Raw genomic sequence first — 22,452 nt, 5'->3', positions numbered from 1 at the left:
CCTGACGTTCCAGGGGGACGGCAGCCGACGAAGTCGGCGGGGCGGGTGAATTCAGCCTTGCCAGGAACAGTAACACGTTCTATTTTTAGCCTTGTGAGCTACAACATAGCGGACCTTGTCGAACATTCCATCGACCTGATGCCCGACCGCGTCGCGCTCGCTGACGACGGCCGCGAGGTCACCTACGCACAGCTGGAGGAGCGCGCCAATAAACTGGCTCACTACCTGCTCGAACATGGTGTTCGGCCGGGTGACAAGGTCGGCATCTACTCGCGGAACACGATCGAGGCCGTCGAGGCGATGGTCGCGGTGTTCAAGGCGCGCGCGGTGATGATCAACGTCAACTTCCGCTACGTCGAGAACGAGTTGCAGTATATTTTCGATAATTCGGACATGGTCGCGCTGATCCACGAGCGCCGGTACAGCGACCGGGTGGCCGGGGTCCGGCCGAATACCCCGCAGCTGAAGACGGTTCTCGTCGTCGACGACGATACGACCGGAACCATCGCGACCGCAGCGGATTCCGTCGAATACGAGGCGGCGCTCGCGGCTTCGTCGGGGGAGCGGGACTTCGGCGAGCGTTCGCCCGACGACATCTTCATGCTCTACACCGGCGGCACCACCGGCCTGCCGAAGGGCGTGATGTGGCGGCACGAGGACTGGTGGCGGGTGCTCGGTGGTGGCATCAACTTCATCACCGGTGAGCCCATCGAGGACGAATGGCAGCAGTCCAAGGTCGGTGCGGCCAACAATCCGAGTATGGTCCGGTTCCCGATTCCGCCGATGATCCACGGCGGATCGCAGACGGCCACCTTCCACAGCTTGTTCGACGGTGGCAAGGCGGTGATGCTGCCCGAGTTCAGCGGGCACGGAGTGTGGCAGGCGATCGACCGGCACAAGATCAACCTGATCTTCATCACCGGTGACGCGATGGCGCGGCCGATGCTCGACGCGCTGATCGAGGGCAATCCGGAAACCGGTCAGCCCTATGACCTTTCGAGCCTCTACGTGATGGCCAGCAGTGCGGCGCTGTTCTCGCCCGCGCTCAAGGACCAGTTCCTCGAGCTGCTGCCGAACCGGATGATCTCCGATTCCATCGGCTCCTCGGAGACGGGTTTCGGTGGTCTGTCGATCGTCGCGAAGGGTGTCAACCACACCGGCGGGCCACGGGTGAAGATCGACGGTTCCACCGAGGTGCTCGACGAAGAAGGCAACCCGGTCCAGCCCGGCTCGGGCGTGGTCGGAATTCTGGCCCGCCGCGGGCACATTCCACTCGGCTATTACAAGGACGAGGCGAAGACCGCGGCAACCTTCAAGGAGTACAACGGGATTCGCTACGCCATCCCCGGCGACTTCGCCAGGGTCGAGGAGGACGGCACCGTCACCATGCTCGGCCGCGGTTCGGTCAGCATCAACAGCGGCGGCGAGAAGATCTACCCGGAGGAGGTCGAGGGCGCCCTCAAGACCCACCCGGAGATCTTCGACGCCCTCGTCGTCGGCGTCGACGACCAGCGCTGGGGCCAGCGCGTCGTCGCGGTGGTGCAATGTCGCGGCGACAACCGCCCGACCGTCGAAGACCTGCGCCCCTTCCTCACCAAAGAGATCGCCCCCTACAAGCATCCCCGCAGCCTCTGGTTCGTCGACGAGATCAAACGTTCCCCCGCGGGCAAACCCGACTACCGCTGGGCCAAATCCCACACCGAGACCCGCGCCGCCGACGAACACTCCGAGCCGACCACGAAGTAGACCCATTCACACCACCGGGCCGTCGCGAACACCGCGGCGGCCGTTGGTCTTTAGGAGCTTCATGTGTCACCGCCGGGGCGGACCACCTCGGTGAAATCGCCGGGCTCGAAGGTGCCGGTGAGGTGCCGAGCCAGTTCCGGCTGGGCGTAGATCTCGGCGGTGTGCTGCCACGCGACCAGGTCGCGGGCGAACGGGGTGAACAAGCCGGTGTCGGCACCGGCGATCAGGTGATCGAGGAGTTCGTTGACGGCCTCGGTGCGGCCGGTCTCCGGTAGCCACTTCAACCAGGGCAGCTCTTCGGAAAACACCTCCTCCGCCAGGCTCCGGTTCGTCTTGGCGATGATGGCGATGGTCCGCGCGAGCAGGCGGATCGCGGTTTCTTTCGCTTCGAATCGCTCGGACCGCGACAGCACCAGATTCTCGGCGTCGCGGCGCTCCAGGATCACGTCGGCGTCATCGAGGGCAGGAAACACCGAGGTCTGCTTGCGAATCAGGTCACTGAACGGGAAGGTCTTCGAGCTCATGCAACCCATGCTACGGGAAGTTCTGAATTAGTTCAGTGATCAGCTCGCCTGAGGCCCTCGGCGAGGGCGATCGCCGTGGTCAGTCCGGCTACCGCACTGTGGTTACCGCTCGACGCAGACAGTGAACGCCCCCGCCGGTTTCGGCAGGGGCGTTCGGCAATGCGATCGATCAGGAGTGGTTGGCGGCCAGGAGGGCGCCGAGGGCGCGGAGGTGGTCGGTGCTGGCGCCGAGGGCGAATTCGTGGTGTTTGGCGGCGGTGAAGTAGTTGTGCACGATGTGGTCGCGGTCGATGCCTACGCCGCCGTGGACGTGGATGACGGTGTGGGATACGCGGTGGCCCGCGTCGGCGGCCCAGAACTTGGCGGTGTGCACGGCTTCGGCGCTCGGGAGGTCTTCGGAGAGTTGCCAGGCGGCCTGGGTGACCGCTAGGCGCAGGCCTTGAACGTCGATGTAGGCGTCGGAGAGGCGCTGGGCCACGGCCTGGAAACTGCCGACGGCCTTGCCGAATTGTTCGCGCTCGCGGGCATATTCGGCGACGAGCTCGAGTGCGCGTTCCAGGGTGCCGAGTTGCAGGGCGCTGAGACCGAGCCAGGCGCGGGTGAGCAGCCAGTCGAGGATCTCGGCGCCGGTCTCGACGGTGCCGAGCAATTCGGCGGGGGTGTCGGTGAGGTCGACGGCGTACTCGGGGGTGTGGTCGACCACCTGCTGCGCGGTCACCGTCGCCGCCGACGGATCGACCAGGAATACCGCGGCAGTGCCGGATACCGTGGCCGGGACCAGGATTCGGTCGGCCCGGTTGGCGAAGGGCACCGTGGTTTTGTTGCCGGTGAGCCGCCAGCCGCCGTCCGCCTCGACGGCGGTGGTGGTCGGCCGGGTGGGCTCCCAGTTGTTCTCCTCGGCGAGCGCGGCGGTCAGGATGACGCGACCCGCACCGGCCCGCGTCGCCCGGTCCTGTTGCGCCGCATCGCCGAACCGCGCGAGCGCACCGGCGCCGAGCACGATCGACCACAGATACGGCACCGCGGCGACGTGCCTGCCGAGCTCACGCAGGACGGCGGTCTGCTCGAGCACGCCGAAGTCGTTGCCGCCAACGGCTTCCGGCAGCGCCGCCGCGAGCACTCCGGTCTCGGCGAGCGAGTTCCACAGCGCCTCGTCGAATCGCTCGGCCGCGGTGTCGAGTTCGCGCAGCCGGTCGGCGGTGACGAGCTTGCCGCACACCTCGCCGGTCAGTCGGCCGAGGTCGAGTTGGGCTTCGGTGGGAGTGAAATCCATGTCTGCTACCTGCTTTCCGACTCAGCGCGCCGACGCGGGCTGCTTGAGCGCCGTCATGGCGATGATGTCGCGTTGCACCTCGTTGGTGCCGCCGCCGAAGGTGAGAATCAGCGCGGACCGGTGCATCCGTTCGAGCCGTCCACGCAATGCCTCGCCGTGCGAGTCCTGGCGCAGATAGGCCTGCGGGCCAAGGACTTCCATGAGTAGACGGTAGGCCTCGGTGGCCAGTTCGGTGCCGTACACCTTGCAGGTGGAGGCGTCCCACGGCCGTGGCGCCGCGTCACCGCCCGCGTCGGCGCGGCTGGCGATCTCCCAGTTCAGCAGCTTCAGGTACTCGACCTTGGCATACACCCGAGCCAGGTTGAGCCGCACCCATTCCTGGTCGATGACGCGAGAACCGTCGCCTGCCTTGGTATTGCGGGCCCAGTCGACGGTCTGGTTCACCGCGAGGCCAAGCGGTCCCGCGGAGGTCAGCGCGACGCGCTCGTGGTTGAGCTGATTGGTGATCAGCGACCAGCCGCCATTCTCCTTGCCGACCAGCGCGCTCGCCGGCACCCGAACGTCCTGGTAATAGGTCGCGCTGGTGTCCGGCCCCGCCATCGTGTGCACCGGGGTCCAGGAGAAGCCCTCGGCCGTGGTCGGCACGATGAGCATGCTGATGCCCTTGTGCTTCTTGGCATTCGGATCGGTGCGCACCGCGAGCCAGACATAGTCCGCGTACGCGATCAGGCTTGTCCACATCTTCTGGCCGTTGATCACGTAGTCGTCGCCGTCGCGCACCGCGTTGGTGCGCAGGCTGGCCAGGTCGGTGCCGGCGCCTGGCTCGGAGTAGCCGATGGAGAAGTGCAGCTCGCCCGCCGCGATCTTGGGCAGGAAGAAGCGCTTCTGCTCCTCGCTGCCGTAGTGCATGATCGTCGGCGCGACCGAGTTGATGGTCAGGAACGGCACCGGCGCGCCCGCGATCGCCGCCTCGTCGGTGAAGATCAGCTGATCCATCGTCGACCGATCCTGGCCGCCGAATTCCTTCGGCCAGGCCAGCGTGAGCCAGCCGTCGCGGCCCATCTCCTGCACGACTTCGCGATAGACGTTGCCCTGGCCGTACTCGCCGGTCTGCGCGCTCAGCGCGGCCCTGCGCTCGGGTGTGATGAGTCGCGCGAAGTAGTCGCGCAGCTCCGCGCGTAGCTCCTCCTGCTGCGGCGTGTACGCAATGCGCATGGCAAATACCTCAGGCCTTCTTCGATGTGGGTTCACTCGATCATTGCATATCGACTGAAACATGTTCCAGTATTGAGGGTGAATCGGGCCGATGGCGCCGCGTCCGGCGGCATCGGCTTGTTAGGCTTCGGCAGGATCGCGGTAAAGGAGTTCTCATGAAGGTCAGCGTCGATCTGGATCAGTGTGAAGCGAACGGAATCTGCGTCGGAATCGCCCCCGACGTGTTCGAACTCGACGATGAAGACCAGCTGCACATCCTGGCTGCCGACGTGCAGGCGGACCGTGTGGCCGACGTCGAGGACGCGGTGGCGCAGTGCCCGAAAGCGGCGCTGCGGCTCCAATGAGACCGACCCTTGCCATAGATTGGAACACGTTCTAGGGTCGGGCTCGTGAGTGAGCGCAGCGAACGAACCATGGACACAGCGTCCACAGGAACGGCGGAGCCGAGCGTCAGCGAGGTGCAGCCGTGAGTGATGATGTGAGTCTTGCTGGCCGGGTGGCGATCGTTACTGGAGCTGGGGCGGGGCTGGGGCGGGCAGAGGCGCTCGCCTTGGCAGGGGCCGGTGCTTCGGTGGTGGTCAACGATCTCTCGGAGTCCGACGCGGTGACAGACACCCTGTCCGAGATCCGCGCGCTCGGCGCCAAGGCCGAATTCGTCGCGGGCAGTATCGCTGAACGAGCGACCGCGGACGCGTTGATCCGCACCGCGGACGAGGCCTTCGGCAGCGTCGACATCGTGGTGAACAACGCGGGCATCACCAGGGACCGGATGCTGTTCAACATGTCCGACGAGGACTTCGACGCCGTTGTCGCGGTCCACCTGCGCGGGCATTTCCTGTTGTCCCGCAACGCCGCAACGTACTGGCGCGGCAAGTCCAAAGCGGCAGGCGCGCCGATCTACGGCAGGCTGATCAACACCTCCTCCGAGGCGGGTCTGCTCGGACCGGAGGGTCAAGCCAACTACGGCGCCGCCAAGGCTGGCATCACCGCGCTGACCCTGTCGGCCGCGCGGGCGCTTTCCCGATATGGCGTGCGCGCCAACGCGATCGCGCCGCGCGCGCGGACCGCGATGACCGAGGCCGTGTTCAGCGCGGCGCCCGAGGGCGAGGTGGACCCGCTCTCGCCCGACCATGTGGCAAGGCTGGTCGCCTACCTCGCCTCGCCCGCCGCCGACACGGTGAGCGGCCAGCTGTTCGTGGTCTACGGGGGGATGGTTGCGCTGATGGCGGCACCCGTCGTCGAGCATCGCTTCGACGCGACCGGCGGGCAATGGTCCGCCGATGATCTCGCCGCCACGCTCGGCGGCTATTTCGCCGAACGCCCTGCCGGGCAAACATTCTCGGCGTCGAGCCTGATGGATCTGAACTGAGTTCGGACCGGCGCGTCCTGGCTGAGCGAATCAAGCTAATCGGGGGTCGACATCTGCAAGACCCGCCGACAAAGAACTGCTGATCGGCCGTCCAACTGTTGATCAAGGGTCGGGCACTTGGTAGACATTGGAGTGCGAGATGTGTGCCGCCTCACAAAGGCGGTACCTATCTCCTGACACTCGTTCCAAATACAAATGCCGATGCAAAGAAAAAGTGCAGTTCAAAAGTGGCAAACATCTTCCGGCAGCGCAGTGAACGTGTTCTAATCGTTGAGGCGGTGCGGCCTCGGTGAAGAATCGTGCCGTGAGCAACCCGTGGTTTTTCAGCAAGGAGGTTCATCGATGAACGAGGTCCTTGCTGTGCCATTGCGGGCAGTCGGCGGGTTCTTCGAACTGACGGCCGAAGTCGCGCGTTCCAGTGTGCGCAGGCCATTTCAAGGACGCGAGTTCATCGACCAGTCCTGGTTCATCGCGCGCGTCTCGATCGTGCCGACGCTGTTGGTCGCGATTCCATTCACCGTTTTGGTCAGCTTCACGCTGAACATCCTGTTGCGCGAGATCGGCGCGGCCGACCTCAGCGGCGCAGGCGCGGCATTCGGCGCGGTCACCCAGGTCGGCCCGATCGTCACCGTGCTGATCGTCGCGGGGGCCGGTGCCACCGCCATCTGCGCTGACCTGGGCGCACGCACGATTCGCGAGGAAATCGACGCGATGCGGGTGCTCGGCATCAACCCGGTACAGCGGCTCGTCGTGCCACGCGTGCTCGCGTCGATGTTCGTCGCGCTGATGCTCAACAGCCTGGTGTGCACCATCGGCATCGTCGGTGGATTTCTGTTCTCGGTATTTCTGCAGGACGTGAACCCCGGCGCGTTCGTCAACGGCATCACGCTGCTGACCCATTTGCCCGAATTGGTCATCTCGGAGGTGAAGGCCGGATTGTTCGGGCTGATCGCCGGGCTGGTGGCCTGTTATCTGGGTCTGAATGTCAAGGGTGGTCCCAAGAGTGTCGGTGATGCGGTGAATCAGACCGTTGTCTTCGCGTTTATGGCTTTGTTCGTGGTGAACGTCGTGGTCACCGCCGTTGGTATCAAGTTCACGGCGCGGTGACCGCATGGCCTTCGTGATCGAATCCCGCTTCCCGCGTACCGTGCGACGAGTGCGTCGGATGTCGGACTCGCTCGATTCTGTTGGTAAACATGCTGTGTTCTATGCACAGGCCCTGGGGGCAATTCCGCGTGCCTTGACGCACTATCGGACCGAAACCATTCGGCTGATCGCCGAAATCAGCATGGGCAGCGGTGCTTTGGCGGTGATCGGCGGCACCGTGGTGATCGTCGGCTTCCTCACGCTGTTCGCGGGCGGCACCATCGCCGTGCAGGGGTACAGCTCGCTCGGCAATATCGGCGTCGAGGCGCTCACCGGCTTCTTCGCGGCATTCATCAATGTCCGCATCGCGGCACCGGTGATTTCCGGTATCGGACTCGCCGCGACCATCGGGGCGGGGTCGACCGCGCAGCTCGGCGCCATGCGGGTGGCCGAGGAGATCGATGCGCTGGAGTCGATGGCGATCCGGCCGGTGCCGTATCTGGTCGGCACCAGGGTGCTCGCCGGGATGATCGCGATCGTGCCGCTGTACGCGCTCGCGGTGATCGCGTCGTTCCTGGCGAGCCGGTTCGCGACGGTGGTCATCTACGGGCAGTCGGCGGGTGTGTACGACCACTACTTCTCCACCTTCCTGATCCCGAGCGACATCCTCTGGTCGTTCGCGCAGGCGATCTTCATGGCGCTGGCGGTCATGCTGATCCACACCTATTACGGCTTCCATGCCTCGGGCGGACCGGTCGGGGTCGGCGTCGCGGTCGGCAACGCGGTGCGGGCCTCGCTGGTCGCGGTGGTCACGGTGACCCTGCTGATCTCGCTGGCCATCTACGGCACCTCCGGCAACTTTCACCTCTCCGGGTAAAGCGATATGGCGGATTCGAACAAAGTGCGCGCTGCAGTGGGTTACAAGTTGGCCGGTGCCGCGATGGTGCTCGCATTGGTCGCGATCGTCGCCGTCGCGTTGGTGATGTTCGTCGGCGGGTTCACCTCAACGGCCACCGTGACGATCGACGCGCCACGCAGCGGGCTCGTGCTCGACCCCGACGCGAAGGTGAAGGTGCGCGGGGTGGAGATCGGCCGGGTGGTCTCGATCGATCAGACCGCCGACGGTGCAAGCCTGAAGTTGGCGCTCAATCCCGAACAGCTGAAGCTTGTTCCGGCCAACGCGGGCGTTGATATCCGCTCCACCACCATTTTCGGCGCCAAGTACGTGAACTTCACCGTGCCGCAACAACCTTCGTCGGCCTCACTGCAACCGGGCGCGCGGGTGACCGCGCAGCACGTGACCGTCGAATTCAACACGCTGTTCCAGCACCTGTCCGACGTGCTGGCCAAGGTGCAGCCGGAGAAGCTGAACGCGACGCTGTCCGCGCTCGGCACGGCGCTGCAGGGACGCGGCCAGAAGCTCGGCGATCTGCTCGCCCGCAGCGACGCCTACCTGCGCGATATCAACCCGACTTTGCCGACGCTGCAACAGGATATGGTGCGCACGGGCGAGGTCACCGACCTATACGCCGACACCGCGCCCGACCTGTTGCGCACGCTCGACAACGCCACCGTCACCAGCAAGACGCTGGTCGACGAGGAGCAGAGCCTCGACGACGTGCTCGCCAACCTGACCGGTCTCGCCGACACCACCGGCTCGGTATTGCGGGAGAACGAGGCCAACTTCAGCACCGCGCTCGATCTGCTGCGGCCGACGACGAGCCTGCTCTTCGAGTACGCCCCGGCGCTCAGCTGCATCATCAACGGGCTCGGCCCGATGATGCCGCTGGCCGAGGACGTGTTCGGCGGCAAGCTGCCCGGCATCGGGATGAACACCAACTTCATGTTCGGCGCTCAGCCCTACAAGTATCCGGACGACCTGCCGAAGGTGAACGCGACCGGCGGCCCGCACTGCGAGGGCGTGGTGGACCGGGTGCCGGACAGCCATTCGAACTACGTCGTCACCGACACGAATCAGGGAGCGCCTTACGTGCCGAGCACGGGTTTCACCAGGCCCAACGAAGCGCCGAAGGTGTTCCAGCTGTTGTTCGCCGGGCTACCGGGGGTTGGTGCGCTGTGAAGAACACCGCGACGACCGTCAAGCTGGTCATCTTCACGCTGGTGATGGCACTGGTGTTCGCCGGGCTGGTGATCGTGTTCAGTCAGATGCGTTTCGCGAGGGAGTACGGCTACCACGCCGTGTTCACCAGCTCGTCCGGCATGCTGCCCGGCTCGAAGGTGCGCATCGCCGGTGTTCCGGTCGGCTCGGTCTCCTCGGTGAAGGTCGGCAAGGACAATCTCGCGCACGTCGACTTCGATGTCGACCGTAAGTACCGGCTGCTGACCAGCACCCGCGCCACCGTCCGCTACGAAAACCTGGTCGGTGACCGGTATCTGGAGCTGCTGGAGGGGCCTGGCACGACCGACGCGCTGCCCGACGGCGGCACCATCGACAAGGACAAGACCGCACCAGCGCTGGACCTGGACATGCTGCTCGGCGGGTTCCGCCCGCTGCTGCGCGGCCTGGACCCCACACAGGTGAACGACCTGACCAGCGCGCTGCTGCAGATCTTCCAGGGCCAGGGCGGCACCCTGGTGTCGCTGCTCAACAGCGGCGGCTCGTTCGCGAAGACCCTCGCCGACCGCGACGAGTTGATCGGCAGCGTGATCAACAACCTGAACACGGTGCTGGCGACCATCGATCAACGCGGCGACCAGTTCGCCACCACCCTCGACGAATTGCAGCGCCTGGTCAGCGGTTTGGCCGCCGACCGGGACCCGATCGGCAATGCGCTGCCGCGCATCGCGGGCGCCACTCGCGACCTGACCGGTCTGCTGCAGACGGCTCGGCCGGATCTGCGGTCAACCATCGAGCAGACCGGGCGGTTGTCCACCAACCTCGACAACGGCTCGGACACGCTGCAGTGGGTGCTCGACAAGTTGCCAGAGACCTACAAGAAGCTGATCCGCATCGGCGCCTACGGCTCGTTCCTGCAGCTCTACATCTGCGGGACCAACCTGGTCGTCGACGGCCCGAACGGGCAGCCGATGCAAGTGAACCTGCCGGGTAAGCAGACGACCGGAAGGTGTACGCCCTGATGAACGAGCGATCACGGGTCGTCACCCTCGGTATCGTCGGCCTGGTCGTCGCGGCGTGTGTCGCGCTGTCGGCGCTGCAGTTCGAGCGGCTGCCGTTCATTCGAGGTGGCGCGGCCTACACCGCGTACTTCGCCGACGCGGGCGGGCTGATTCCCGGCGACCCGGTCCAGGTGGCCGGTGTGCGGTCGGGCCAGGTGGACGACGTGCACCTCGACGGCGCCAAGGTGCTGGTTCGCTTCACCCTCGACGAGTCGATCGTGCTCGGCGAGAAGACGTCCGCGGCGATCAAGACCAATACCGTGCTCGGCCGCAAGTCGCTTGAGCTGACCCCGACCGGATCGGGCGCGCTGCGGCGCACCGACACGATTCCGTTGGACCGCACCACTTCTCCGTACTCGCTCAACGACGCACTCGGCGACCTCGGCCGCACGGTGCAGGGCCTGGACATGGATCAGGTCGACAAGACCCTCGACACGCTCTCGGCGACCTTCGCTGACACACCGGCCCCGTTGCGGTCGGCGCTGGACGGCGTTACCGCGTTGTCGCGCAGCATCAACGCACGCGATCAGGCCCTGTCCGACCTGCTGACCAGGGCGCAGCACGTCACCAAGATCCTGGCGGACCGCAGCGACCAGATCAACGCGCTGCTGCTCGACGGCAACAACCTGCTCGGCGAGCTCGACCGGCGCCGCGCCGCGATCGGGCAGCTGATCGTGTACGTGAACGAGGTGGCCAAGCAGCTGTCCGGCCTGGTCTCCGACAACGAGCCGATACTGAAACCCGCGCTGGACAAACTGAATTCGGTGCTCGGCCTGCTGCAACGCAACAAGCAGAACATCTCTGACGCGCTCGACAACCTCGGCCCGTACGCCGCGGCGCTCGGCGAGCAGGTCGGCAACGGCCCGTGGTTCAACGCCTACGTCGTCAACGCGACGAGCACCGAGTTGCAGCCGCTGGTCGACGCGCTGGTGTGGCCGCAGCATCTGCCCGAGGACCTGCGCAATATCTTCACCAACCCGGCACCGCCGTCGATCGGGCCCGCCCTTCAGGAGCCACCGCGATGAACATGCTGGAAAGAGCCCGCAAGCTGCCGCGCTGGGTGCTGATGGTGGCCGCAGCGCTGGTCGCCGTGCTCGTGGTCGCCGGTGTGTACAGCGGCGTGAGCCGGATCGGAAAGACCACGATCACCGCGTATTTCCCGTCGACCTCGGGGCTGTACAAGGGCGACGAGGTTCGGGTACTCGGCGTGAATGTCGGCCGCATCGACTCGATCGAGCCCGGTAAGGATCGGGTGCAGGTCAAGATGACCTTGGATCGCGGGATCGACATTCCCGTCGACGCACGCGCGGTGATCATTTCGCCGTCGCTGGTCTCGGCGCGGTTCATCCAGGTGGCGCCCGCCTACGTCGGTGGCCCGAAAATGGGTGACGGCGCGGAGATTCCGCTCGAGCACACGGCGGTGCCGGTGGAGTGGGACGACATCAAGGCCGAACTCTCCAAGCTGGCAACGACTCTCGGTCCGGTCGGTGATGACAAGCAGGGCTCGTTCGGCCGCTTCGTCAACACCGCCGCCGACAATATGGACGGCAACGGGCAGAAGCTGCGCGACACGTTGCGCGAACTGTCCGCGACCCTGAATACGTTGTCGGACGGGCGAACCGATCTTTTCGGCACCATCCGCAACCTGCAGAAGTTCGTCGACGTGCTGTCGGCGAGCAACGAACAGATCGTGCAGTTCGGCGGCAGGCTCGCGTCGGTGTCCTCGGTGCTGGCCGGTACCTCCGCCGAACTCGGTGCGGGACTGGACAATCTGGATACCGCGCTCGGCGATGTGAAGCGATTCCTGGACGGCAGCGGCGCCGAGCTCACCGAAGGCGTGCAGCGGCTTGCCGATGTCACCCAGCAGCTGGTGGACAAGCGCCCCGAGCTGGAGCGGGTGCTGCACTCGGGGCCGACGGCGCTGGTGAACTTCTACCAGATCTACAAGCCCGCCCAGGGCACCCTGGCCGGTGCGGTCTCGCTCAACAACACCGCCGACCCGCTCAGCTTCCTCTGCGGCTCGGTGCGGGCGCTGGAGACCAACGATTCGGATCGTTCCGCAGATCTGTGCGCACAGTACCTGGCGCCGGTCATCAGTTCGCTCGCCATGAATTACGCGCCGATCATGCTGAATCCGGCCACCGGCGTGCACGCGTTCCCGAACCAGCTGACGTTCAGCCCGCCGAGCCTGGCCGGCGAGGCCGCACCCCCTGGGCCGGCGCCCGGACCGGCACCGGTGACCGTGCCGAATGACATCACCGGACTGGCGATCCCGGGAGGAGGTCGATGATGCGGCCTCGCGCATTCGCGACTCGCAAGCGCTCCCTGCCTCCTCGTCGGATGGCCATGCTGGTGGTGGGTCTCGCGATGGCGCTCGGCGTCTCGGGCTGCGAGTGGGACGGACTGAACTCGCTGCCGATGCCGGGCACCGAGGGAACTATGGCCGGCGCGTACAAAGTGCGCATCCAAATGCCGAATGTGACCACCCTGACCAGGAATTCACCGGTACGCGTCGACGATGTCACCGTCGGGACGGTGTCTGGCATCGAGGTGGAGGGCTGGCACGCGCTGGTCACCGTCACGCTGAATCCGAGCGTGCACCTGCCGGCCAATGCCGTCGCCAAGATCGGCCAGACCAGTCTGCTCGGCAGCAACCACGTCGAGCTGGCCGCGCCGAGTGATGTTGCGCCGCAAGGACAGTTGAAGGACGGCGACGTCATTCCGCTGGAGCGGGCCGGGGCCTACCCGACGACCGAGCAGGTGCTCTCGTCGCTGTCGGTGGTGCTCAACGGCGGCGGCATCTCGCAGCTGGAAACCATTACCCGCGAACTGAATTCCGCGCTGAACGGGCGGGCCGACGACATCCGCGATCTGCTGCCCCAGCTCAACGAGCTGACCACCAACCTGGACAAGCAGCGCAACGACATCATCGCGGCGATGAGCGGATTGGACCGGCTCAGCGGCCAGTTGGTGCAGCAGCGCGACGTGGTCGCCGCCGCCATCGAGCGCATCCATCCCGCGCTCACCGTGCTCGCCGACCGCACGAAGAACATCACCGCGACGATCAACGCGCTCGGTGACCTCAGCGACGTCACCGATCGCCTGATCGCGAGCAGCGGCGACAATCTCAAGGCGAACCTGCACAGCCTCGCGCCGGTGCTGCAGACGCTGGCCGATACCGGGAACAATCTCATCGAGGCGATGAAGATCATTCCGACCTTCCCGTTCCCGATGAAGAACCTCGACAAAGCGATCTTGGGCGACTACTTGAACCTGTTCATCACGGTCGACCTGACCGGAAAGCGCCTGGACAGCAACTGGTTGACCGGCAGCCCGCTCGGCGGCCGATTCGGCGGCGTCGAGGGCGTCGTCGGCAGTTTCGCCCCCGATACCGCGACACAGAGCGGCAACCCGGCGACCGGCCCGCTGCAACCGGCGCCCGCCGCCGGCGCGCAACCGCCGCCGACCATTCCGGGCCTGCCGCCGATTCCCGGCCTGCCCGCCATTCCCGGGCTGACCGTGCCGCTGCCGGGAGACACCGCGCCACAAGGGGGTCCTGGCCGATGACGCTCACCCGATTCGTCCGCGTCCAGCTGTCGATCTTCGCCGTGCTGACGGTGATCGGCCTGGTGATCATGGGCGGGGTGTACGTGAAGGTGCCCGCGATGTTCGGCATCGGCAGGTACGACGTCACGGTGCAGCTCGAGGCGACGGGCGGTCTCTATCCGACCGCCAACGTCGCCTTCCGTGGCACGAATATCGGTGTGGTGCGCGATGTTCGGCTCACCTCGAGCGGAGTCGAGGCGAAGCTGTCCATCGACAGCGACTACAAGATCCCCTCGGATGTGAATGCCTGGGTACGCAGCGTCTCCGCGATCGGCGAGCAGTACGTCGATCTGATTCCGGCGGATCACCCGGTCGGCGGAAACCTGGCCGACGGCGCGGTGATTCCAGTGGGGCGCACCAAACTTCCGCAGGACGTCGGCTCGCTGCTCGATCAGTCCGACCGGCTGCTGTCCAGCATCGCCGACACCAGGCTGCGGCAGGTGATCGACGAGGCGTTCAAGGCGTTCAACGGCGCGGGCCCGGATCTGCAGCGGTTCATCGACTCGGCGTCGCTGCTGGTGCAGGAGGCGCAGAACAGCGCGGAACCGACGAAGAAACTGATCGAGCAGATCGGACCGCTGCTCGACACCCAGGTCCAGTCCGACGCGGCCATCCGGTCGTGGACCAGCGACCTGGCCACGGTGACCGACCAGCTGCGTGCGCACGATCCCTCGCTGCGCAACGTGCTGCGCGACGGACCGTCGGCGATGCAGCGGGTCACCGCACAGTTCGAATCGCTGCGCCCGACGCTGCCGCTGCTGCTGACGAACCTGGTCAGCACCGGGCAGGTCGGCGTCACGTATCACGCTGGGCTGGAACAACTCCTGGTGGTCTTCCCGCCGCTGATCGCGGCGCTGCGCACGATCATCCGAGGTCCGGCGGAATACGGTGCCATGGTCGACTTCATGGTGGTGGTCAACGACCCGCCCGCCTGCACGACCGGGTTCCTGCCGCCGAACGAGCGGCGCTCGCCGAGCGAAGTGGATTCGGTGCAGTCCCCGCCGGGCCTGTATTGCAAAGTGCCGCAGGATTCGCCGGTCGAGGTGCGCGGCATCCGCAACACGCCATGCGCGGAATTCCCCGGTGTGCGCGCGCCGACCCCGGAACTCTGCCGGACCGGCTATGTTCCCGAAGGCGACAATCCCGCGTTCGGCCCGCCGCGACCGGTAGCACCCGCGGCCGCGCCGACCGCACCGGGCACGACACAGGTGGCACCAGCCGCGTACGGCACCGGCACGCCCGCTGCCGCGAGATCCTATGACCCGTCCACCGGCCAGTACATCGGCCCGGACGGCCGCACCTACCGACAGGGCGATATCGGACCGGGCGGTTCGGGCACGGTACCGTCGAGCTGGCAGGCGATGCTCGAGGAGCAGCAACGATGAACGAAAGCAACGGAGATCAGCACCGCACGCGGCGACGCGCGGTGCGCTCGGTGGGTCCGCCGGCCGAGGAGACGGCCAGCCCCTCGGTGACGTCGGTGCCGGCCGCGCAGGCGACCACCGCCGCGTTCGAGGCTCGGGTCGCGGCGCTGGGTAGCCAGCAGCCGGGCGACGCCAAGAGTTCCGCGCCGTCGGATGTCGAAAAGGCCGCTGCGGCCACGGCTTCCGCGCCGGAGACGGACGCGACCAGCGCGACGCCGACCGACCCGGCCGATGGCACGTCCGTCGACATCGCGAAGGCGCCGACCGACTCAGCCGAGAGCACGTCCGTCGACCTCGCGAAGGCGCCGACCGTGTCGGACGAGACGCCGGACACCGATACCGAGCCGGCCCGCCGCGGCATATGGCGCACCATCGCCGTCGCGGCGGCCGCGGTCCTGGTGCTCGCGCTGCTGATCGGCGCGGGCTTCGCCGGCATGAAGGTACGTTCGATCGACGCCCGCGATGCGCGCCGCACCGAATACCAGCAGACCGCACGCCAAGCCATCCTGAACCTGACCACCATCCGCGCCGACTCCGCCAAGGCCGACATCGACCGGATCCTCTCGGTGGCCTCCGGCCAGTTCAAGAACGAATTCGACGGGCGGGTCGACCCGTTCATGAATATCGTGCAGCAGGCCAAGGTCGTCTCCAACGGCGAGATCATCGACGCGGCGCTGCAAAGCGACGACGAGAACTCCGCGACGGTCCTTGTCGCCGCCAAGCAGACGCTCACCAACGCCGGCCAGCAGGGCGAGCAGACCAGGTACTACCGCTTCCGAGTCACCGTGAGTCGCGGCGATTCCGGGATGACGGTGTCCAAAGTGGAGTTTGTGGGATGAGAACGCGCGGCAAGATTCTCCTGGCTGCATTGAGCGTGCTCGCCCTCGCGGCGGCGGTCGTGCTCGGTGTCAGCGGATTCAAGATCTGGAACGACCACCAGACCGAGCAGGCCCGCACGGACGCGGTGGCGGCCGCGAGCCGAACGGTCTCGGCCATGTTCACCTATGACTTCCAGACGGTGGACAAGGAACTCCCGAAGACGGCCGACAACCTCTCGCCGAAGTTCCGCGCGGACTACCTGAAGCTGATCGAACAGGCAATCGCGCCAGGCGCCAAGGAAAAACAGCTCAACGTGAAGGCGACCACCCAGGCGGGCGGCGTCGTCTCCGCCGACAAGTCGCACGTGGTCGTGCTGCTGTTTCTGAATCAGGTGACGACGAGCAAGGATTCGCCGGAGGGCACGACCACCGGCAGCCGGGTCCGCGCCACGGTGGACAAGGACGGCGACCGCTGGCTGGTCGATCAGGTCACGCCGGTCTGATCGAAACGGTTGCCGCGCAACGGTTTTAGCGGGGCAGCCGGACGGTGAAGGTGCTGCCGACGCCCTCGGTGCTTCGCACGTCGACCGTGCCGCCGTGCGCGGTGACCAGCGCCTGGACAATGGACAGGCCGAGGCCCGTGCCCCCGCTGGTGCGGGCGCGGGAGTTGTCGGTGCGGTAGAAGCGTTCGAAGATACGGTTGGCCTCGTCGGCGGGTAGGCCGGGACCTGTGTCGGCCACCTCCAGGAGGACCTGGTCGGCGGTCGGGGTCAGGCGGACCGCCACCGAGGCGTCCGGCGGGGTGTGCGTGAGCGCGTTGTTGAGCAGGTTGGCAAGCACCTGCCGCAGCCTGGTCTCGTCGCCGACGACTTCCAAAGTGCCTTCACCGGTTTCGATTTCGAGTTCGATGCGGCGGCTCGGGCCGTCCGGATCCTCGGCGGCGGCCATCGCACGCGCGCTGTGCACGGCGTCGCTTGCCACGGCGAGCAGATCCACCTGGCCCTGTTCCAGCGGGCGCTGGGCGTCGAGGCGGGCCAGCATCAGCAGGTCCTCGACGAGGATGCCCATCCGCTGGGATTCGCGTTCGATGCGGTCCATGAAGAGGTCGGGATCGGTGGTCGCGCCCTGCCGGTAGAGCTCGGCGAAGCCGCGGATGGTGGTGAGCGGGGTGCGTAGCTCGTGGCTCGCGTCGGCGACGAACTGACGCATCTTCGCCTCGGAACGCTTCGCGGCCTCCTCCGACGCCTCGGTTTTCGCGAACGCCTGCTGGATCTGGGTGAGCATGCCGTTGAGCGAGCGGGACAGCCGGTCGACCTCGGTGTTGCTGCCGCGCACCGGAACTCGGCGATACAGGTCGCCGCGCGCGATGGCGGCGGCGGTGTTCTCCACCCGCAGCAGCGGACGCAGGCTGCGCCGGATCACGAAATACGCGGCGAAGGCCAGCGCGGTCAGCACGATCAGCCCGACCACCAGTTCCAGCATCACCAGGCGTTGCACGATGTCGAAGGTCTGGTTGAGCGGCAGCGCCACCGTGGTGGTGCCGTCCGGCCCTCGGACGGTCAACGACCGCCATTCGATCGGCCCGCCGTCGGTAGAGCCGACCGTCATCGGCCCGATCTGCGGCGAATCCGGCAGGGCGGGTTCGACATCGAGGCCGAACGCCTTGATCACGAAGACCCGTCCGTCGTCCTGGATCGAGCGGACGTAGAACTGGCTGGTGTGGCGCGGGTCGCCGGGCAGGCTCGGCGGCGGGGGCACCCGGCGGCGCGACCATTCGATCGCGCCGTTGCGCAGCTGCTGGTCGGTGCGGTCGGTCAGCGAGCGTTCCAGACCCGAGGTGACCACCATGCCGGAGATGAGCAGCCCGAGTCCCGCCGTGGCTACCAGAATCAGCATGAGCGTCACCCGCAGCGGGATCGCCGAAAGCACACCGGAGGTCTTGGCGCGCAGCGCCGCGATCCGGCCCTCGGTCATTTCCCAGCCGACCGGCTGCGGCTCGGCGCGCGCATCACATAGCCGACCCCGCGCAGGGTGTGGATGAGGCGTTCGTCGCCGGTGTCGACCTTCTTGCGCAGATACGACACGTAGGTCTCGACCACGCCGACCTCGCCGCCGAAGTCGTAGCGCCACACGTGATCGAGGATGCGCGGCTTGCTCAGCACCGTGCCCGCGTTGACCATGAAGTAGCGCAGCAGCGTGAACTCGGTGGGGGACAGGGCGACCGGCTCGCCTGCCTTCCACACCTCGTGGGTGTCGTCGTCGAGTTCGATGTCCTCGAACCGCAGCCGGGAACTCTCCCGCTGCGGTGCGTGGTGGCCCGCGCGGCGCAGGATCACCCGCAGTCGGGCGACCACTTCCTCCAGGCTGAACGGCTTGGTGACGTAGTCGTCGGCGCCGAGGGTGAGTCCGGTGATCTTGTCCTGCACCTCGTCGCGCGCGGTCAGGAACAGCACGGGGGAGTCGATGCCGTCCGCGCGCAGTCGGCGCAGCAGGCCGAAGCCGTCCATGCCGGGCATCATCACGTCGACGATCAGCGCCTGCGGCCGGAAGCTGCGCGCCTTGTCCAGCGCCTGCGCCCCGTCAACGGCGGTGTCGACGGCGAAGCCCTGATAACGCAGGCTCACCGCGAGCAACTCAACGATCATCGGCTCATCGTCGACCACAAGCACCCGAGCCTCGGATGCCTGCTCCGCAGGCGCACCACTCATGGATTCATAGTCCGGCATCCCCCTGCGAACTTGCTGGACCAAACCTGGGTGATTCCTGTGAAGGGTTTGCTACCGAGATGGCTGCCGTTCCTCCGGGTAGGTGTCGTCGTCGGTCAGCAGGGCGCTGCCCGCGACCTGGCCCTGGGCGAGCGCTTCGAGGAAGGCGCGGGCCCAGCGGTCGACGTCGTGGGCGAGGACCTGGCGGCGCAGCGAGCGCATGCGGCGGCGTTTGGTGTCGCGATCGTCCTCTATCGCGGAGACGATGGCGTCCTTGACGCTGTCCAGGTCGTGCGGGTTGCACAGGTAGGACTGGCGCAATTCGGCTGCGGCGCCGGTGAATTCGCTGAGCACCAGGGCGCCGTTGAGGCCGCTGTGGCAGGCGACGTACTCCTTGGCGACCAGGTTCATGCCGTCGCGCAACGGCGTCACCAGCATCACGTCGGCGGCCACGAAGAAGGCGATCAGCTCGTCGCGCGGGATGGGCCGGTGCAGATAATGCACCACCGGGTAGCCGACCTGGGCGAACTCGCCGTTGATCCGGCCGACCTGACGCTCGATATCGCCGCGCATCTGGATGTAGCTCTCCACCCGCTCGCGGCTGGGCGTGGCCAGCTGGACCATGACGGTCTCGGACGGATCGATCCGCTTTTCCAGCAGCAGCTCTTCGAGCGCGTTGAGCCGGATGTCGATGCCCTTGGTGTAGTCGAGGCGGTCGACGCCGAGCAGGATGTTCTTCGGATTGCCAAGTTCGGCACGGATTTTCGCGGCCCGCTCGCGGATCGACCGGCGCCGGGAGTGCTCGTCGAGTTCGGCCGAGGAGATCGAGATCGGGAACGCGCCGACCCGCACGGTTCGGAACCCGACCTGCACGACGCCGAGCTTGGAACGTACGCCGACGGTGCCGCGCGAGGTCGGCTGTCCGGCCAGCCTGCGCGCCAGATACAGGAAGTTCTGCGCGCCGCCGGGCAGGTGGAAGCCGATCAGGTCGGCGCCGAGCAGGCCCTCCACGATCTCGGTGCGCCACGGCATCTGCATGAACAGCTCGACCGGCGGGAACGGGATGTGCAGGAAGAAACCGATGGTCAGATCGGGTCGCAGCATCCGGAGCATCTTCGGCACCAGCTGCAGCTGGTAGTCCTGCACCCACACGGTGGCGCCCTCGGCGGCCACCTTCGCGGTCGCCTCGGCGAAGCGCCGGTTCACCGTGACGTAGGCGGCCCACCACTTGCGGTCGTAGACCGGACGCACGATCACGTCGTGGTACAGCGGCCACAGCGTGCCGTTGGAGAAGCCCTCGTAGTAGTCGGCTACCTCCTGCGCCGTCAGCGGCACCGGATGCAGTTCGAGGCCGTCCTCGATGATCGGATCGACGTCCGCGTCGGGCACCCCCGCCCAACCGACCCAGGCGCCTTTGTTGTTGCGCAGCACCGGTTCCAGCGCCGTGACCAGTCCGCCCGGACTGCGTTTCCACCTGGTCGTGCCGTCGGGCAGTCGCTCGAGATCGACCGGGAGCCGGTTGGCCACGACAACGAAACCGGAACCGGATTCGGCCGGGCCGGTGATCGCTGCGGTGCTCTCGTCAGGTGGTGTGTCTAGGGCGGGGTCGGAGTCGTCGGACGAAGTCATCTGGTCCACTCACGCATCCTTTGCGCGTCGCTGGGTCCCCCGGGGAGTCCGGTGCGTCGACGTCGCCGTTGGCGTCGAAAGGCTGGGCTTATTCTGCCCGGGCGCTCGGTGCGATGCCGAGCATCGACAACAGCATCCGGCACTCGTCGGCGTCCTCGGCGTAGGCCGCGACAACGCGCTGTGCCTGACGTGCGGTTTCGTCGGCAAGTGGTTCCAGATCGTCGTCCGCGATGTCGTTCGCGCTGCCCTTCGCGGCCATCTTCAAGTCCTCCCGGTTCACTACGCTCGTACGTGCGAATAGTCAATGGTATCTGTCCTCAGCAGGCGCGGGTGGCACCCGCGTCAGACCGGCCCCCGGCCGGTGTGCCGACTCCAGCCGTCCCTATACCGTGGGACGGAGCATCAACTCCACGAAAGGGTCGATATGCCGCTGGCCACGGTGAACGGAATTTCCCTCAACTACCAGGTCAAAGGTGACCGCGCGCGGGGTACCGATGTCAAGGGTTCCGGGCCGCTTGTGGTCATGATCATGGGCACCGGGAGTCCGGGGCGGGTGTGGGAACTGCATCAGGTGCCCGCGCTGGTCGCGGCCGGGTATCGGGTGTGCACCTTTGACAACCGCGGGATCGCGCCCTCCTTCGAGGCCGCGTCCGGGATGACCATCGACCAGCTGGTCGCCGATACCGCCGGACTGATCGAGTTCCTCGACGAGGGCCCCGCGCTGGTGGTCGGCACCTCGATGGGTGCGCGAGTCGCGCAGGAACTCGCGCTTGCCCGCCCCGAACTGGTGCGCAAGGCCGTCTTCATGGCGGGCCACGGACGCCTCGACCAGTTCCAGAAGACGCTCTCACTCGGCGAGCACGACCTCGACGCCAGCGGGGTGAAGCTGCCGGAGAAGTACGAGGCAGCGGTGACCGCGGCGATGAACCTGTCGCCAGCGACGCTCGCCGAACCGAACTCGGCCCGCGACTGGCTCGACCTGTTCGAATTCACCGGCGGCCCGGTGACCCCCGGCATCCGCGCGCAACGTCGGATGGATCACGATTTCGACCGGGTGCAGGCCTACCGCGCGATCACGGTGCCGTGCTTGGCCGTTGGCTTCGCCGACGACCGGATGATCCCGCCCTACCTGTCCAGGGAGATCGCCGAGGTCATCCCCGGTGCGCGCTACCAGGAAGTTCCCGACGCCGGTCACTTCGGCTACCTGGAACGCCCCGAGACGGTGAACAAGATTCTGCTGGACTTTTTCGCGAGCTGAGATTCCCCGGCCAGAGGTAACCGCCCAGGCGTAACGTCTCCCTTGCTAGGGTCGAAACAACGCTCGGGACTCCAACGGCGCGCAAGTCCGCGGTACCCCTCGGTTCGTCGGACCCGGCGCCGGAGGATCCGAGAGCGATCCCGTACACAGCGCCAGTATCCAGTGAGGTGAAATTGAGCACCAACCCCTTCGATGACGAAGACGGCCGCTTCTTCGTCCTGGTCAACGACGAAGAACAGCATTCCCTGTGGCCTGCCTTCGCGGAGGTCCCGGCCGGATGGCGCGTCGTGTTCGGTGAGGACAGCCGGGCTGCCTGCGTCGAGTACGTCGAAAAGAACTGGACCGATATGCGTCCGAAGAGCCTGCGCGACGCGATGGCCGCCGATGACGCGGCCCGTCAGGGCGCCCAGTCCTGATCCCGCGGTAGCTGAAATACTGCGCCGGGACACTCGCCGACTGCGTGATGCCGTAAAGCCGGTGTCACGCAGTCGGTGTGCCCGGCTATGATGGCAACCGCTTTCCGAAAGCACCCCGCCTCCTTAGCTCAGTGGTAGAGCACCGCTCTTGTAAAGCGAAGGTCGTCAGTTCAATCCTGACAGGGGGCTCATTCAAAAAGGGTGGTCAGACCGAGTTTCGGTCCGGCCACCCTTTTGCTTTGAGC

General features: G+C 66.5%; 22 protein-coding genes and 1 tRNA gene. 16 read left to right on the top strand and 7 right to left on the bottom strand.

Annotation, left to right across the window (positions count from 1 at the left end; genetic code table 11):
• Positions 1-93: 93 nt before the first annotated feature.
• Positions 94-1,746 (top strand): acyl-CoA synthetase, encoded by a 1,653-nt coding sequence (locus tag OG203_RS22170; protein ID WP_405167947.1) that lies wholly within the window; start codon positions 94-96, stop codon positions 1,744-1,746.
• Between the two features lie 59 nt (positions 1,747-1,805).
• Here OG203_RS22170 and OG203_RS22165 read toward each other — a convergent pair whose 3' ends face one another.
• The 3 genes from OG203_RS22165 to OG203_RS22155 all read right to left on the bottom strand — a co-directional run bounded on the left by OG203_RS22165 (position 1,806) and on the right by OG203_RS22155 (position 4,758).
• Positions 1,806-2,270 carry a hypothetical protein gene (locus OG203_RS22165; RefSeq protein ID WP_405167517.1) on the bottom strand — a complete coding sequence of 155 codons (465 nt, stop codon included), beginning with the start codon at positions 2,268-2,270 and terminating at the stop codon, positions 1,806-1,808.
• A gap of 169 nt (positions 2,271-2,439) precedes the next feature.
• Positions 2,440-3,543: an acyl-CoA dehydrogenase family protein gene (locus OG203_RS22160; protein WP_405167516.1), complete on the bottom strand. Its 1,104-nt coding sequence runs from the start codon at positions 3,541-3,543 to the stop codon at positions 2,440-2,442.
• 21 nt (positions 3,544-3,564) lie between these two features.
• On the bottom strand, positions 3,565-4,758 hold the full coding sequence (locus OG203_RS22155) for an acyl-CoA dehydrogenase family protein (RefSeq protein WP_405167515.1): 1,194 nt from the start codon (positions 4,756-4,758) through the stop codon (positions 3,565-3,567).
• A gap of 155 nt (positions 4,759-4,913) precedes the next feature.
• On the opposite strand from OG203_RS22155, the gene OG203_RS22150 reads away from it, so the two are divergent.
• The 12 genes from OG203_RS22150 to OG203_RS22095 all read left to right on the top strand — a co-directional run bounded on the left by OG203_RS22150 (position 4,914) and on the right by OG203_RS22095 (position 16,702).
• The gene (locus OG203_RS22150; protein WP_405167514.1) at positions 4,914-5,102 is read left to right on the top strand and encodes a ferredoxin; all 189 of its coding nucleotides are present in this window, start codon (positions 4,914-4,916) and stop codon (positions 5,100-5,102) included.
• Positions 5,103-5,224: 122 nt separating this feature from the next.
• The gene (locus tag OG203_RS22145) at positions 5,225-6,127 is read left to right on the top strand and encodes a 3-oxoacyl-ACP reductase (RefSeq protein WP_405167513.1); all 903 of its coding nucleotides are present in this window, start codon (positions 5,225-5,227) and stop codon (positions 6,125-6,127) included.
• A 342-nt stretch (positions 6,128-6,469) separates the two neighbouring features.
• Positions 6,470-7,234: an ABC transporter permease gene (locus OG203_RS22140; protein ID WP_150403813.1), complete on the top strand. Its 765-nt coding sequence runs from the start codon at positions 6,470-6,472 to the stop codon at positions 7,232-7,234.
• 4 nt (positions 7,235-7,238) lie between these two features.
• Positions 7,239-8,090 carry an ABC transporter permease gene (locus OG203_RS22135; protein ID WP_357379630.1) on the top strand — a complete coding sequence of 284 codons (852 nt, stop codon included), beginning with the start codon at positions 7,239-7,241 and terminating at the stop codon, positions 8,088-8,090.
• A 6-nt stretch (positions 8,091-8,096) separates the two neighbouring features.
• Positions 8,097-9,293: an MCE family protein gene (locus OG203_RS22130; RefSeq protein ID WP_405167512.1), complete on the top strand. Its 1,197-nt coding sequence runs from the start codon at positions 8,097-8,099 to the stop codon at positions 9,291-9,293.
• Entirely contained in the window at positions 9,290-10,312 is a 1,023-nt protein-coding gene (locus OG203_RS22125; protein ID WP_405167511.1) for an MCE family protein, read from the top strand. Before OG203_RS22130 ends, OG203_RS22125 begins: the two co-directional genes overlap by 4 nt.
• Positions 10,312-11,376, top strand: a complete 1,065-nt coding sequence (locus OG203_RS22120) for an MCE family protein (RefSeq protein ID WP_405167510.1) — start codon at positions 10,312-10,314, stop codon at positions 11,374-11,376. The genes OG203_RS22125 and OG203_RS22120 overlap by 1 nt, the downstream gene beginning before the upstream one ends.
• Positions 11,373-12,641 carry an MCE family protein gene (locus OG203_RS22115; protein ID WP_405167509.1) on the top strand — a complete coding sequence of 423 codons (1,269 nt, stop codon included), beginning with the start codon at positions 11,373-11,375 and terminating at the stop codon, positions 12,639-12,641. Before OG203_RS22120 ends, OG203_RS22115 begins: the two co-directional genes overlap by 4 nt.
• Positions 12,642-12,691: 50 nt before the next feature.
• Positions 12,692-13,918, top strand: coding sequence for an MCE family protein (locus OG203_RS22110; protein ID WP_405167508.1), 1,227 nt, complete (start codon positions 12,692-12,694; stop codon positions 13,916-13,918).
• Positions 13,915-15,342 (top strand): MCE family protein, encoded by a 1,428-nt coding sequence (locus tag OG203_RS22105; protein ID WP_405167507.1) that lies wholly within the window; start codon positions 13,915-13,917, stop codon positions 15,340-15,342. Before OG203_RS22110 ends, OG203_RS22105 begins: the two co-directional genes overlap by 4 nt.
• A complete protein-coding gene (locus tag OG203_RS22100; RefSeq protein WP_405167506.1) occupies positions 15,339-16,220 on the top strand; it encodes a hypothetical protein in 882 nt (293 codons plus the stop codon). Before OG203_RS22105 ends, OG203_RS22100 begins: the two co-directional genes overlap by 4 nt.
• Positions 16,217-16,702 carry a h domain protein gene (locus OG203_RS22095; protein ID WP_405167505.1) on the top strand — a complete coding sequence of 162 codons (486 nt, stop codon included), beginning with the start codon at positions 16,217-16,219 and terminating at the stop codon, positions 16,700-16,702. The genes OG203_RS22100 and OG203_RS22095 overlap by 4 nt, the downstream gene beginning before the upstream one ends.
• Before the next feature lie 25 nt (positions 16,703-16,727).
• Here the strand turns inward: OG203_RS22095 and OG203_RS22090 are convergent, their stop codons facing one another.
• The 4 genes from OG203_RS22090 to OG203_RS22075 form a co-directional block, all read right to left on the bottom strand.
• Positions 16,728-18,173 (bottom strand): sensor histidine kinase, encoded by a 1,446-nt coding sequence (locus OG203_RS22090; RefSeq protein WP_405167504.1) that lies wholly within the window; start codon positions 18,171-18,173, stop codon positions 16,728-16,730.
• Positions 18,170-18,907: a response regulator transcription factor gene (locus OG203_RS22085; protein WP_405167503.1), complete on the bottom strand. Its 738-nt coding sequence runs from the start codon at positions 18,905-18,907 to the stop codon at positions 18,170-18,172. The genes OG203_RS22090 and OG203_RS22085 overlap by 4 nt, the downstream gene beginning before the upstream one ends.
• A gap of 69 nt (positions 18,908-18,976) precedes the next feature.
• Positions 18,977-20,533, bottom strand: coding sequence for a trehalose-6-phosphate synthase (locus OG203_RS22080; protein WP_405167946.1), 1,557 nt, complete (start codon positions 20,531-20,533; stop codon positions 18,977-18,979).
• An 88-nt stretch (positions 20,534-20,621) separates the two neighbouring features.
• Positions 20,622-20,792, bottom strand: coding sequence for a hypothetical protein (locus tag OG203_RS22075; protein WP_396964800.1), 171 nt, complete (start codon positions 20,790-20,792; stop codon positions 20,622-20,624).
• A gap of 165 nt (positions 20,793-20,957) precedes the next feature.
• Here OG203_RS22075 and OG203_RS22070 point away from each other — a divergent pair, with 165 nt between their 5' ends.
• From OG203_RS22070 to OG203_RS22060, 3 genes are all read left to right on the top strand, one after another.
• On the top strand, positions 20,958-21,791 hold the full coding sequence (locus OG203_RS22070; protein WP_405167502.1) for an alpha/beta fold hydrolase: 834 nt from the start codon (positions 20,958-20,960) through the stop codon (positions 21,789-21,791).
• Between the two features lie 173 nt (positions 21,792-21,964).
• Positions 21,965-22,207 carry an MbtH family protein gene (locus OG203_RS22065; protein WP_011207082.1) on the top strand — a complete coding sequence of 81 codons (243 nt, stop codon included), beginning with the start codon at positions 21,965-21,967 and terminating at the stop codon, positions 22,205-22,207.
• Between the two features lie 117 nt (positions 22,208-22,324).
• Positions 22,325-22,396: transfer RNA gene (locus tag OG203_RS22060), tRNA-Thr, on the top strand.
• Positions 22,397-22,452: the final 56 nt, after the last annotated feature.

This window comes from Nocardia sp. NBC_01499 (assembly GCF_045040275.1).
Lineage (GTDB): Bacteria > Actinomycetota > Actinomycetes > Mycobacteriales > Mycobacteriaceae > Nocardia.
This window is presented reverse-complemented; position numbering and strand designations above follow the sequence as displayed.